Source organism: Planctomycetaceae bacterium (genome assembly GCA_041398785.1).
In the GTDB taxonomy this organism is placed as follows: Bacteria; Planctomycetota; Planctomycetia; order Planctomycetales; family Planctomycetaceae; genus JAWKUA01.
This window is the reverse complement of the sequence record JAWKUA010000006.1, coordinates 211,283-225,170: the sequence shown is the minus strand read 5'-3', so window position 1 is coordinate 225,170 and position 13,888 is coordinate 211,283. Positions and strand designations below refer to the sequence as shown.

Here is a 13,888-nt window from a genome sequence, read left to right as displayed (position 1 = left end):
CTGGTCAGGTACCGCCCGGCGACGGGGAGACAAGTTCTTCCCCCCAGCGATCGAGCGTATCGGCCCAGAACTCCGCTCGCGAGATCGACTCGCCGCTCATGTTGGCACGGACCCGGCCGCCAAGTTCGCCGATCCTGCGAACGACTTCTGTGCCTTCCATCTCTTCCAGGATGCGTCCGAGTTTCTTGTCTCGCTTTCGTCCAAAATAGGCTTCCAGATCCGATTGAATCGTCCACACATGGCGACTCTGCAACTCTTCACGTTCGGCAATCCTGCCGGATTGTTCCTGCTGACGCTCGTCGAGTTTCATGGAGTCCACGCCGAAACCCTTAAACAGTGTGCGGTTCAGGTCGGCCGCCACTTCCAGTTGCTTGCGTGACGCGGACTTGAACCGTTTGACGAACGTGCTGTTTTCCAGGTCGTCCAGAATTCCCTGCAGCTCCTCGCGGATCTTTTCAAAGTCCGCCAGCAGATCGGTCTGTTCTTCAACCGCCTCGTCGACCTGTTCCTGAGCCGGACATTGCTGACCGTCCTCCTTCTTTGGCTTCGGACCGCCCTGCAGAACGGTCGACGGCAGTCCGAGTTTGCTTCCGCCTTTGGATGGCGGTTGATCGTTCTCGTCTTTGTCCTTGTCGTCGGTTTCATTGAATCCGGATTCGACGTCGACGATCTGCGGGACGGACGGTTTCTGCTGATCGTTTTCGTCGGGCGAACCACCAGGTTTTGGTGACTGTTCGCTTCGGTTGTTTCCGACAGCAGGGCTGGACTTCTTCATGGACGCGGATCGGGGACCGGCTGGCGTGTTTGGTTTGGCCGCGGACTTGACGGTGTTCTTTGCAGCTTCGTCCAGCAGATCGGCGACGGAGGGCATGCGGTTGTCGGCGATCTCTTCCAGCTTTTTCAGCGCCTGAGCCCATGTTTCCAGATGTCCGACCATCATCTCCGGATTACGCAGCGCCTGTTCGATGAGTTGGTTGCCCTGAATGGTGACTCCGCCGAGTCGATTGGCATTCGCGCGTTCGGCCGCGGCCTGTTGCTCGATGCGGCGGCGAGTTTCCGGCTGCTGCAGTTCGTCCTGGTCCATCCTTCGCAGTTCGCGGTTCGCGTCGTGCAGCCTCATTTCCTCTTCATAGACGTCATCCGCGCGGCTTGCCCAGCGGCGCAACTGAGCGGCCATCCAGACGGCATGGTCCGCCGGCGTCATCACATGCAGCACGTATGTGGGCGAGTACGCTCGACCGCCTTCCGGCTTGTAGTCGTCCGCGTACGCTCGCACTTCCAGCGTTTGAGCGGGAACGTTATCGGTGTCCGCGCAGAAGGTCGCCACGGCCTGCAGAGCGGTGGCTTCGGGGCTGCCGCCGGACACGACTTTCCCGCCGGCATCGGGATTCGGATTTCTCAGCGGATCTTCAATGCCGTTCCATTCCAGGCCGATCTGCTTCACACCGAAATCGTCGTCGGCGTGCAGGTCGAAGGTAATGGTATCGGTGGAAAGCACCACCTGCTGCGGGTCCTTCTGCACGCAGGCGATCATGGGATTCGTGTCTTCGATCGCCTTGATTCGCAGGATGAAGGGCGATTTCGATTCGAGTCCAAGTTCGTCCTTCCACTCAAACGACACGGCCGCCGAATCAGCGACGGCGATGGGATTTGTCACGATGCGGTTCTCACGGACTTGCTGCACGACGGGACTCTGATCCCGCTGCTCAGTTTCCGGCGAGATTGCATCACCGTTGTCGGCGTTGCTGTCGTCGTGAGAAGTTTTGGCGGTCGCCTCGGTGAGCTTTCGGCTGACTTCCGCTTCGAAGCTGGCAACCGCGCCCTTTACAAGCGAAATCACGCCGCCGCGAACGTCGGTGGTCACGTCGCTGGTTCGCTGCAGATAGGCGGGCAGCTTTACCGTAGCCTGCATGGCCTTCAGTTCCGGCCGAGTCGCCGGCTGCACTTCAATCGACTCGCGAACATCACCGATCCGCAGATTCAGCGCCGTGTTTTCGGTTTGTGGCGGAACAAGGAAGTCGTAACGATTGTCTTTCCGCTCGCTTCGAACCGGCACCTGACCGCTGACGTGGACCGTGCCTGCCGACGGAGTCCATTCGGTGGACTTTGCCAGTTCCGCTTCCAGCGAGAACTCTTCGCCGTGAGGCACAACGATACTTTCCGGCAGCGGCTGCAGTTGAGTAAACGTGTACCGTTCCACGTTTCTCCACGGAGTCAGCCAGCGAGCCAGCGCATTGGTTCCGGCGGCGGGCACGATCAGCAGAGCCAGCAGCATCAGAGCCAGGGGAACTCCCGCGATCACGGCCCAGGATCGATGACGAGGCTTCGGGACGGCATCGGAAAAGTCCCGGTCCCGGACGATACTGTCGACCTGGTTGATGGCCGCGTGAGCCAGCGTGGCACTGCTGTCCCGCGGTCCGTCTCCGCGAGCCAGTTCGACGACGCCCAGCAACTGGTCGCCCAGCGACGGAAAGCGATGCTTCAGCAGCGTCGCCACCTGCTCCATCCGGCGAGTCTTCCAGACCCAGCGATGACACTTCAGCGGGAAGAAGATTCCCATGCCGACGCTGCCGGCAACCAGAATCATGCCCCTCAGCAGGGCCGGCGTGTCCACGAAGCGGTCAAGCGTGAATACCGCGATGTACGAAACCGCGAGTCCAAACAATCCGGCCAGGACTCCTTCAGCGATCTTGATCGCCCGGACTTTCCTGCGGAATTCAATCAGCCGCCGCGTCGTGGTTTCAGGCAGCCGCAGTTCGTGGACGCTCATCAGCATGGTCTCCGAATTCGGTGGTTACCGCAGGCAGGGCGCAGAACAGCGTAGTATATTCGCGGGACGCCGGAATCAGCAGTGGCAAAACTTCGCGAAATCGCCGGCACAGCAAAACACTCTCGCGACGACTGAACTCCCAACGGACAGTTGTCGGTTGACATTTTGCCTGGTTTAATGACATTTTGTCTAGCATTCTGTCTGGAAAGTGGTCGTCGATCGGTTGCCGGACCGCGGGAAGTTCGCGTCCTGGCACGTTATTCGGGCATCCGCCGTGAGTCACCCTCCGTCCCGACGCGCTTCGGGTCCGTGACAGGAAAGGCATGCCGTGTTCGTCAGGGAGTCTTCCGATGAAACCACTCCTGGGACTGCTGTTGCTTACGTTTATCAATGCGACAACGCCCGGCACGGCGTTCGCGCAGGATGATCAGCCGCAGGCCGAAGACGCTGAGGCCGACCTGCGTGAAGCTCGCGAAAGATTGCAGAAAGAACTGCAGGAGAGGCAAGAGCAGGCAGCAGCGGCGCGCCTGGCCGCAATGCAGCAAGTGATGCAGCTTCGCCGGCAGGGGATCGTTGTCAGGCGGTGGTCTGAGATCCTGAAGCCGCCGGATCGGTTTGGTGCCGCACCGGCTGACGTAGAGCCGGTGACGCCGGACGTCGACGGTTGTCGCGACCGCTTGCAGGTGCATGCGGCGGCCTTTCGGCAGTGGACTGACCAGTTGTGTGGCTGGTCGCCCGTGCAGCGTGACCGTGTGGACGAGATCCTGAAGGAGAAGCTGGAGTCCCTTCGCGAGAATGTCGCAGAAAACCGCAATGGTCCTGCGCGGCTGCTTCCGGATTGTGCTCCATTGATGTTCACTCAGGATGCGACGACCTGGAACTGCCTGGTTCGCAGTCGCGTGACACAGATCACCCGGGGTGTGCTGACGGAGAAACAGCACACGGATTTTGTCACCCTGCTGGACGAACGCCGGGACTTCATTCGAGCCGCGAATCTGCAGTACATCGTCAGCCTGGTGGACGAAGAAATCCGTCTGACGCCGGAACAATACGGTCCGTTTTCCGAAGCGCTTCGCGACCGCATCGGGCACGTGCATCACCGTCTGGCGGATCTGGACGCGGGACTGTTCGTCTTTCACGGTGAACAGGCACCGCTCGGGCAGCGCTCACTGGACCTGCTGCTGAACAATCTTGCCGGCGACGTCTTGACACCCGGACAGCAGGGCGTTCTGAACTACCTTGCGCCACGACCGAAAGAAGACGGTGCCAGGCAAACTCGCGTTCGGCTCAACATCGATAGTGATCCCCCGACAGATTTCGATAAGGGCATGCGGCGGCTGGAGGTTCAAATCATTGGTGCCTTACCTGAACTTCGCGAACAGTTTGATGCCGACGTTCAAAGGAAGGTCGCCGCACTGGAAGCAAGATGGGATCTGTCCCCGCAGGCCAGGAGAAAACTCGTTGTGGCGGGGAAAGGAGCGACCGAGAAATGTCTGGCAGATTGGAAGTCAGGACTTCTTGAACATCATGGGTTTACTCGGGAACAGAGGACCTTTGGATTTGTGGCGATTCATTTTGGTTTGCGGTACACACTCTTCACATTCGCGGCCCTTCGCTTGATGCCGTCGACGATCAGAAACTCTGGCAGCACACCGTGGCAGTGGTCGCCCGGACGGCTGCGGTTCGGAATCCTCGTCCTTTTCAGCGGCAGGCCGCCGTCAGCTACGTCACGGCGATGCTGGACAGGGAACTCTGGCTGACGCCGGATCAGCGGGAGCCGCTGCGGACGCTCGTGGATGCCGCGTTTCCGGACGTCATCACCATTCGTCAGCCGCCGGTCCGGGAATTGGAGCTGCTGGTCGTGCCGCTGTTTCGGATACCCGACGACAAACTGTCCGCCGTGCTGACGGAGCCGCAGCAGGTTGTCTGGAAAACACTTCAGGATCAGTTCGAACGCGAAGGAAATAACGTTTCCCTGAGAACGAATGACTCTCACGACGTCACGCTGACGCTGCCTGACCGATGACGACAGCGAAATTGCTGCGGCAGCGGATTGCCTTTGTCCCGCGTCAGTCCGACAATCGCGGAACCCTGCAGGGCATCGCCGGGCAGGGGTCGGGCCTGCGAGGCCTCGGTGCAGTACGGAACCGCGTGGCGACAATCATTCAAAACGACAGCCATCCCCTCTGACCGGAGTTTCGGAATGAAGCGTGTGCTGACACTGCTGCTGGCGGCCGTGGCTGGCATTTCCACGACCTCCGACGCGCAGGCCGCGCCGGAGGACAGCGCTCTCGAAAAGCTGGCGGACCTGATTGGCGAGGTCGTCGACGGAGTCAACCGGCAGCGCCCTCCTGTTCGTCCGGCCGTCCGAATGGCGCCGGCTGTCATGAGAGAAGTCGCTCCGCCTCCGCCGGTTCAGGAAGTCGACGCTCGACGCAAACGCCTGGAAGCTCACGCCGCCGCGTTTCTGGACTGGACGGTTCAGGTCGGTGAACTATCCGATGACGAACAGGCCCGGCTGCGCGATGTCCTGAGTGACAAGATCCGGCGGGCTCAGGATGTGTGGACGAGAAACGCAAATCGTCGAAACGGACCGATTACCGATTTCGTTCCCGTGGCGTTTACGTCGTCCGCCGGAGCGGCGGAGTTTCTCCACCGTAGTCGTGTGGGAACAATGCTGAACGACGATCTTGCGAAGGATCATCAGATATCGCTGGCGGCCGCTCTTGAGGAACGCGGTGAGTGGGTTCGGTCAATGGTCATGGACTACGCCATCAGCCTCATCGATGAAGAGCTGTTCCTGACTTCCGAACAGCGGACGGAAATTCGCGACGAATTGAGCAACAGGATTGAAGCCGACACTCTGGAAGAAGGGCTGTTTGCCTTCAGTCCGGGTTCGACGAGTTACTTCAAGTTCAGGTCGCTGGCGTACTCGCTGAATTTGATCTCCGATTCGATCCTGACGGACGTTCAGCGGCAGCTTCATGATGACTCTCTGCTGGCGGAATCGCGGCAGGAAATCTGTATTTTTCCACCAGCGACGGCATGGACCAGTGGAACAGCGTTCTGGACGAGGCTGTCGACGAACAACGCGACCGGTTCATTCTGGCGTCGGAGCTGCGAACTTCCTGGCTGCAACAGACGCTTGACCTGAAACCGGAGCAGACACGGCATCTGACAGTGGCCGGCAAGGGAGCGGCCACGCAATGTGTGGCGAAGTGGAAGGAGCAGACTCGTCGAAGTCTCGATCGGTGGAAGGACCGTGCCGCGCAACAGTTTGCCGGGAGGAATGTCCGCTATGGTCTGAGTCTTCCACGCACGGAACAACTTGACCAGAACAATCTGTGGCAGCACACCGTGCAGAAATTCGACACCGCAGGTGTGCAGCAGGAACGCTCAAGGTTCCAGCGCGACGCGGTCGCTCGCTACCTGACGGCCATGCTGGACAAGGAACTCTGGCTGACGGCGGATCAGCGCGAGCCGCTGGAGGCGCTGGTTCGTGAATCGCTGCCGGAGTCCTTTCGACCGCGTCAGACGTACTTGAAGGAGGTCGAGCTACTGGTGATCCCGCTGTTCGGAATCGCAGATGACGATGTCTCGCAAGTGCTGACGAAGTCTCAACAGGCCGCGTGGCAGGAGATCAGAAACCAGTTTCAGGTCAACGGAAGAACTGTGCTGATGGATACGCAAAACGGGAACCAGTTTCATTTTGCCCTGCCGCCGTAAGCTTTTGCAGACGAATTTGCCGCCGGGGCAGGTCAGAATTGTGAAACGGGCCAAACACGCGGAAACTTGCCGCGGATTGTGTCACGTAAGGGCTTCGTTCGTCTCGAAGCCGCCTGGCAGGACAGGATTTCATCGCATGTATCGGAACCAGCGCATGCAGCAACTGCTGAAAGCCGTCGTGATATTATCGGTGTGTCTTGCGGGCAGCGTCCGCGCCGCTCAGGACAGCGCACTGGAAAAGCTGGCGGAACTTGTGGGAGAGATCGTCGGTGAGGTCACGGGCGATGATCACGACCACATTCACGATGCAATCCTGATGGAGTTCGCGCCTCCGGAAGAAGCTGCCTTCGAACCGACCGAGGCCGAAGTTGCTGCCCGCCGTGAACGCCTGAAAACGTACGCCGATGCGTTTCAGGACTGGGCAGCTCGCACGCTGGAACTGACTGAAAGCGAGCAGTCGGGACTGCACACGGCTCTGCAGGACCAGTTGCAGCAGCTGGGAAAAAACTGGAAGCCGAACAGTGGTCAGCCCGTTTCGGATTACACACCAATCATTTTCACGACGCAGGACGGCGCTGCGGAATTTCTTAACAGTCGCGGTGTCCCCACCTTTCTGACCGGCGTGCTGACCAGCGAAAAACGCCGGAACGTGTTCAGAGATCGCAGGCTGGCGATCGATGTGATGGACCTGAAGTACGCCATCACCCTGTTTGATCACGAACTGTTTCTGACTCCCGATCAGCGCGACGATTTGTCCGCTGCGATCGAAGACGGTATCGCTGCGTTCGACGGGCAGTTTGCCTTCAACGCTACGCCATATTACCTGCCCATGGCGTCCCTGAACGACATCGTGACACGGCTGCCGAAGACACTTCTGTCGGAAGTGCAGCGGCAGCGGCTTGCCGACGTCGTTCAGACGAACGGGAACGAACAATACCTGATGATTTCCACCAGCGCCGGCTTCGAAGCCTGGAACAAGCAGCTCGACGACGCCGTTGCGGGACAGCAGGACCGGTTTGCCCGCGCGATCGCCGTGCGAGTCTCCTGGCTGGAGCAGATCCTGAAGCTCACGCCCGATCAGGCGCGGCACCTGGAAATCGCCGGAAAGGGCGCAGCGTCTCAGTGCATCGCCGAATGGAAGAAACAGACCCGCGTTCAATTGAAGGAATGGGAAAAGCAGTTCGTTCAACAGTTCGCCGGGCAGGATTTTTCGTTCGCCATGAATCTGCCGGACGTCGACAAGCTGGACGAAAACAAGTTGTGGCTGCACGCGGTCGAAAAGCTGGATTCGTCCGGCGTTCGCAGCGAACGGACTGAGTTTCGCCGTGACGCGCTGGTGGGCCACGTGACCGGAATGCTGGACAGAGAACTCTGGCTGTCCGCGGATCAGCGGGCAGACCTGAAGGTGCTGGTCGACAAGTCTCTGCCGGCGACCGTGAAGGTGACTCAGCCGTATTTCGGGGACATGGAACTTCTGGTCGTTCCGCTGTTCCGGATTTCGGACGACGATCTTGCCGCCGTTCTGACAGAACCGCAGAAAGCCGCCTGGAAGAATCTTCAGACTCAGTTCCAGGTTGCGGGCAATACCGTCATGCTGACGATCCAAGGCGGAGGTCAGATCGGATTCAACCTGCCGCAATAGGGCTCACGTCGCACGACCGTCTCAGCCTGCACCGAATTCCTTCCAATGAACCGGACACCACATGTCAACAACCACTCCCGCCGCGACCGAAATGCACTCCGATGATGTTGCGGCGATCGATGAACTGCGCGACCTCTACCGACGGCTGAAATCCGAACTGGCAAAGATTATCGTCGGTCAGGACGACGTCATCGAACAACTGGCCATCTGCCTGTTCGCGCGGGGCCACTCGCTGCTCATGGGAGTGCCGGGTCTGGCGAAGACTCTGCTGGTCAGCCGGCTGGCGGAAACCATGTCGCTGCAGTTCAGCCGCATTCAGTTCACGCCCGACCTGATGCCGATGGACATTACCGGCACGGATATTCTGCAGGAAACTCAGGAAGGCCGCCGCGAGTTTGAATTCGTCAAAGGCCCGGTGTTTGCCAACATCGTGCTGGCGGACGAAATCAACCGAGCGCCCTCGAAGACTCAGGCCGCGATGCTGGAGGCCATGCAGGAGCATCGCGTCACGGTTGTCGGCCGGCCATACACGCTGGAGCCTCCGTTTTTTGTGCTGGCGACTCAAAACCCGGTCGAACAGGAAGGCACGTACCCGCTTCCGGAAGCACAACTGGACCGCTTCATGTTCCTCATCAACGTCGACTACCCGACGCGACAGGAGGAAATCGAGATTGCGCGTACCACAACCGGCGCGTCTCTGCCCGCACTGGCTCACATTCTGGACGCGAAGTCCGTGATCCGGTTTCAGGAACTGGTTCGACGCGTTCCCGTACCGCAGCACATTTACGAATTCGCGGTGGATCTGGTCCGTCGAACCCGACCCAAAACCGATGAGTCTCCCGACTGGCTGAAACCGCTGGTGTCGTGGGGAGCCGGTCCGCGAGCCGTGCAGTATCTGATTCTGGGAGCCAAATCCCGCGCGGCTCTGACCGGAAGCTATATGGCTCGCCTGGAAGACATCCTGGCCGTTGCCCGTCCGGTCTTAAGTCACCGTGTTCTGACCACCTTCAACGCCGAATCCGAAGGAATCCGCAGCGAACACGTCGTTCAGCGACTGGTGGACGAACTGAATGCGGAGACAACCGGCTGATGCGTGCAGTTCAGCCGCGAAGCGGTGGCAGCGCGTAGCCGTGGGCGCGAGCCCACGGAAACGAATCGTCTACAACATGCAGCCGCGAATGCGGCGAAAGCCAGGGCGGCACGGAAATGAGCTCCTTCACAAAACTCAGATACCACGTCATCTTCGGAACCAAATACCGCCGAAAGACGATCAGACCCGAGTTCTAGGAGCGACTGTACCAATACATTGGAGGCATCATCCGGGAACAGAATGGGCATCTAGTCGAAATTGGCGAGATTGAGGATCACCTTCACGTCTTATCAGACATTCACCCCACCAGGGCTGTGTCGGACACGATCCGCGACATCAAGGCCAGCGCCTCGAAATGGATTAACGAACTGCCGGAGGCACGTGACAGATTCGAGTGGCAGAAGGGATACTCAGCATTCACCGTGAGCTATTCGCAGTCGGATTCTGTTCAGGATTACGTTCGAAACCAACAGGAACACCATCGTCGGAAATCATTTGAGCAGGAATACGTGTCGTTTTTGAATCGTCACGAAATTATTTTTGACCCACGCTATCTGTTTGAGCAGGAGCACCACGGTTAGACGCTGTCGCCGCATTCGCGGCTTGGCGGTGTTGGCTGAATCTGATCCGTGGGCTGACGCCCACGACTACGCGCTACAGCCGCTTCGCGGCAAACAACAAATTGGGTGCCTCGCTGGTACCACCAAATCTATTGACGGCATAACGGATGCGTGATTTCATCGACCCACATGTTGTGTCACGATTGGGCGGGCTGCCGCTGGATGCTCGCCTGCCGATGGTGGGCAGCGTGTCCGGGCGGCATCGCAGTCCCACGCGGGGTTCCAGCCTGGAATTCTCCGAATATCGCAAATACGTCCCCGGCGACGACACACGGCGACTGGACTGGCGAGCATGGGGACGCAGCGATCGGTTCTATATCAAGGAATACGAAGCCGACACCAATCTGCGCCTTTGTCTTATTATCGACGTCAGCGGTTCCATGAAATTCGGCCCGAACGGAACCGCTGAGCCCGGCACCACAAAACTGGATTATGCGCGCCGGCTCGCCGGAACTCTGGCCTATGTCGCCGCCAGCCAGGGTGACGCCGTTGGCCTGTATTGCGCCGGTGAAGATTTTCGCCGGGAGATTCCAGCCAAGCGCAGCGGTGCTCATCTGAAATACGTGCTCGATGAACTCGGAGCCATGGAAGCCGACGGCGAAACGGGCCTGCCCGACGCTCTGCACCGCGCGGCCGAAAAAGTGGCTCAGCGAGCACTGGTGGTCATCATTTCCGACCTGTTCATGGATCCGGAAACGCTGAAAAGTGCGTTTCAGCATCTGCGGTTTCGCAAACATGATGTGGCCGTGTTCCATTTGCTGGAACAGAACGAAATCGATTTCGAATTCGACCGGCCGATGCGATTCGTGGATCTGGAAGGCGGAGCTCCGCTGCTGGTCGACCCGACCATGATGGCGAAGCAATATCGAGCCGCCGTTCAGGAATACCTGGAACAACTGAAAGGCGTCGTTCGCGACTCAGCCGTCGATTACCACCGCGTCAGTATCGAAGAAGATTACGCCGACGTCCTGGCAAGATTCCTGCTGGCTCGCGCACGATGAATACAGGTCGCTGGATTCACGTATCATTGGGAGGGCGAAGCTCCTGCTGAGCCGCGTGTGCCAACGGATGTCATACACGGCCGCCGCTCTGCGGGAGCTTCGCGGTTTCGAATTTCCGCTGAACTGCCGGGCAACCCGGGTTCTATGACGGATCGGCTGTCTTGCAACATTGCTGGAAGTGTTTTGACCAGGAAGACCGGTATCATGAAAGACAAAGACGTGTTCGAACGCGGAAGTCTGGTTCGTCGGGAGTCCAGCCGTGCCCCTCAGGACGGCTGCACAAAGCACGACGCACGTGAGAGCGGTTTGCACTACCGTCGTCGTCCGGCCAGCGGTGTCCTGTTGATTGAGGGAACGCCCACCATCGTCTACGACACGGTATGCACTAAGAAACGGGGCCGCTGGCTCGCCGATCATTCCGTTCATCAGATTCTTCACGACATATGGGAGGACGCTGATGCCTGGCTCATGGGCCGCTACATGATCATGCCGGATCACATTCACTTTTTCGCTGCGTACACCGGCTCAGCGATCGAATACGAGAACTGGGTGCGCTTCTGGAAATCACAATTCACGAAGCGGCATCAGATTTCGACCCATCGCTGGCAAAGCAACGACTGGGACAGGCGGTTGCGAACGTGGCAGCAGTACGACGAGAAATGGGAATACGTACGATGGAATCCGGTGCGGCACAGGCTTGTCGGGCACCCGGATGACTGGCCACATCAGGGCACTGTTTTTGAATTTCGATGGGAGTAAACCGTTCGCCCCTGGCGCGCTCGCGGCTCGGCGGGAGCCTCGCCCTCCCAAACGCTGCGGCAATGCCTTTCCTGTGAAACACGTTCCATGACATTTCTTCAGCCTTTCATCCTGTTTGCTCTGCCGCTGCTCGGGCTGCCGATTCTGATTCATCTCATCAATCAGAACCGGCATCGCACGATCAACTGGGCGGCAACGATGTTTCTGCTGCAGGCCAAACGAATGGCTCGCGGCATGGCCAGACTGCGCTATCTGTTGATCATGCTGGCTCGCATGCTGGCCATTGCCGGGCTGATCTTTGCGGTCAGCCGTCCGATGGCCGGAGGCTGGCTGGGGCTGACTGCCGGAGGCGCACCGGACACGACGATCGTGGTGCTCGACCGATCGGTCAGCATGGAAGAACAAAACTTTCGGACCAATCGTTCCAAACGCGAAGCAGCACTGCTGAAGCTGTCCGAGTTGATTCAAAACACCGGACGGAATACTCAACTGCTGCTGTTCGACAGCGCGGGTACCGAACCACTGAAGATCCCGTCGGCAGCGGATCTGATCGACCTGCCGGAAACGCAGCCGACGTCGACCGCCGCTGACATTCCTTCACTGATGCAGGCTGTGGCGGAGTATATTGTCGACAACGAAACCGGCCGCACCGATGTCTGGGTCTGCTCCGACCTGAGGCAGAATGACTGGAATCCGACCGGCGGTCGCTGGGAAGCCATCCGCAGTCAGCTTTCCGAACGGGAAGGCGTCAAGTTATATCTGCTGACCTATCCGGACGTTGCTGAAGACAATCTGGCGGTCAGCGTGCAGGGAGTGCATCGCCGTGAAACCATCGAAGGAGCGGAAGTCGTGATGGACCTGCAGATCACGCGGACCCTGCCGGCGGCCGAGTCGGGGGATGCGGTGAAGGTCGTTCCGCTGACGTTTGTAATTGACGGAGCACGCTCGACACTGGACGTCGAAATGACGGGGAATCAATTCATCCGCAACGGTCATGCAATTCCCATCGATCGGGAATCGAAACGAGGCTGGGGACGGATCGAACTGCCGCGCGATGCCAACGCCGCGGACAACTCATGCGGCTTCGTTTACGCGGAACCGGCAGTGCAGAAGGCAGTCGTCGTTTCGGACGAGCCTGATGTCGCCGAGCTGCTGCGGATTGCCGCGGGAACACCTTCGGACCGCAATTTGATTTACGACGCCGAAGTGATGACGACATCGCAGGCCGCGGCGATTCCGTGGAACGAAACGGCTCTGGTGATCTGGCAGGCCGCCATTCCCGACGGAGTGCTCGCTCAGCAGTTGCAGGACTTCGTGGCATCCGGCCGGACAGTATTGTTCTTCCCGCCGCAGGCTCCGGGCGGCAACGTACTTTTCGAAGCGTCGTGGACGAATTGGCAACAGGCCGAAGCCGGTCAGCACGTGACCGTATCGCGGTGGCGGACCGACGCGGATCTGCTTGCCAACACGCAAAGCGGATCACCGCTTCCCGTCGGGCAGGTTCTGGTCGACCGGCACTGCGGGATGGAATCCGTTCAGTCGACGGTGCTGGCTCAACTGGAAGGCGCCGGGCCGCTGCTGCTGCGAGCGTTTTCGGATCACGGAGCGGCCTACTTCTGTGCCACACTGCCAACCGCGGAGCATTCCAACCTGGTCGACAACGGCATCGTTTTCTATGTGCTGATTCAGCGAGCACTGGCTCGCGGTGCGGCTTCACTGGGAGCGGCTCGGCAGCTTGTCGCCGGACAGTTCGCCTCCGAAGACAGCGGACAGTGGAAGCCACTTGATAAGAATTCCGCCGAAACCCTGCTATCCCGCCGCGGGCTGACAACCGGGTTGTACGAAACGGACGATGCACTGCTGGCCGTCAACCGTCCGTCTGCGGAAGACTTAACGGAAGTGGTCGGTGAGGAACCGCTGAAGAAGGCGCTGGAAGGACTGGACTACACTCGCATCGACGACGACGCAGGAAGCGCTTTGGCGCTGGCCAGTGAAGTGTGGAGGACGTTTCTGATCCTGATGATTGTTGCTCTGATGGCCGAAGCGGTGCTTTGTGTTCCGGAGAAAATCGAGGCCGCGGAAGAAGACCGGCAGGTTCGCAGAAATCGTCGCGGCTGGCCGTTTTCCCAAATGACACAGGAGAAGACATCGGCGGCATGAAACTTTTGGCAAGCCGCGCGACGTCAGTCCGCGATCGACGCCGGTGACTGCGGACTGACGTCTCGCGGCTCGCCGGAACCTCGGTTCTATTTACTATTCCCGGTTTACTGTTTACTCCCC

11 protein-coding genes are annotated in these 13,888 nt (G+C 59.3%); 10 read left to right on the top strand and 1 reads right to left on the bottom strand.

Features of this window, described 5'->3' with window-relative positions; genetic code table 11:
• Positions 1–4: 4 nt before the first annotated feature.
• Complete coding sequence (locus R3C19_09360) at positions 5–2,770, bottom strand: hypothetical protein (protein MEZ6060556.1); 2,766 nt, start codon at positions 2,768–2,770, stop codon at positions 5–7.
• 350 nt (positions 2,771–3,120) lie between these two features.
• Here R3C19_09360 and R3C19_09355 point away from each other — a divergent pair, with 350 nt between their 5' ends.
• The 10 genes from R3C19_09355 to R3C19_09310 all read left to right on the top strand — a co-directional run bounded on the left by R3C19_09355 (position 3,121) and on the right by R3C19_09310 (position 13,768).
• A complete protein-coding gene (locus R3C19_09355) occupies positions 3,121–4,530 on the top strand; it encodes a hypothetical protein (GenBank protein ID MEZ6060555.1) in 1,410 nt (469 codons plus the stop codon).
• A complete protein-coding gene (locus R3C19_09350) occupies positions 4,506–4,796 on the top strand; it encodes a hypothetical protein (GenBank protein MEZ6060554.1) in 291 nt (96 codons plus the stop codon). Before R3C19_09355 ends, R3C19_09350 begins: the two co-directional genes overlap by 25 nt.
• A gap of 177 nt (positions 4,797–4,973) precedes the next feature.
• Complete coding sequence (locus tag R3C19_09345) at positions 4,974–5,924, top strand: hypothetical protein (protein ID MEZ6060553.1); 951 nt, start codon at positions 4,974–4,976, stop codon at positions 5,922–5,924.
• Positions 5,816–6,496, top strand: coding sequence for a hypothetical protein (locus R3C19_09340; GenBank protein ID MEZ6060552.1), 681 nt, complete (start codon positions 5,816–5,818; stop codon positions 6,494–6,496). The genes R3C19_09345 and R3C19_09340 overlap by 109 nt, the downstream gene beginning before the upstream one ends.
• 136 nt (positions 6,497–6,632) lie before the next feature.
• Positions 6,633–8,138: a hypothetical protein gene (locus tag R3C19_09335; protein ID MEZ6060551.1), complete on the top strand. Its 1,506-nt coding sequence runs from the start codon at positions 6,633–6,635 to the stop codon at positions 8,136–8,138.
• Positions 8,139–8,199: 61 nt separating this feature from the next.
• A complete protein-coding gene (locus R3C19_09330) occupies positions 8,200–9,228 on the top strand; it encodes a MoxR family ATPase (GenBank protein ID MEZ6060550.1) in 1,029 nt (342 codons plus the stop codon).
• A 203-nt stretch (positions 9,229–9,431) separates the two neighbouring features.
• On the top strand, positions 9,432–9,809 hold the full coding sequence (locus tag R3C19_09325) for a transposase (GenBank protein MEZ6060549.1): 378 nt from the start codon (positions 9,432–9,434) through the stop codon (positions 9,807–9,809).
• 146 nt (positions 9,810–9,955) lie between these two features.
• Complete coding sequence (locus R3C19_09320; GenBank protein ID MEZ6060548.1) at positions 9,956–10,849, top strand: DUF58 domain-containing protein; 894 nt, start codon at positions 9,956–9,958, stop codon at positions 10,847–10,849.
• A gap of 204 nt (positions 10,850–11,053) precedes the next feature.
• Positions 11,054–11,608, top strand: a complete 555-nt coding sequence (locus R3C19_09315) for a hypothetical protein (protein ID MEZ6060547.1) — start codon at positions 11,054–11,056, stop codon at positions 11,606–11,608.
• Between the two features lie 87 nt (positions 11,609–11,695).
• The gene (locus tag R3C19_09310) at positions 11,696–13,768 is read left to right on the top strand and encodes a BatA domain-containing protein (GenBank protein ID MEZ6060546.1); all 2,073 of its coding nucleotides are present in this window, start codon (positions 11,696–11,698) and stop codon (positions 13,766–13,768) included.
• Positions 13,769–13,888: the final 120 nt, after the last annotated feature.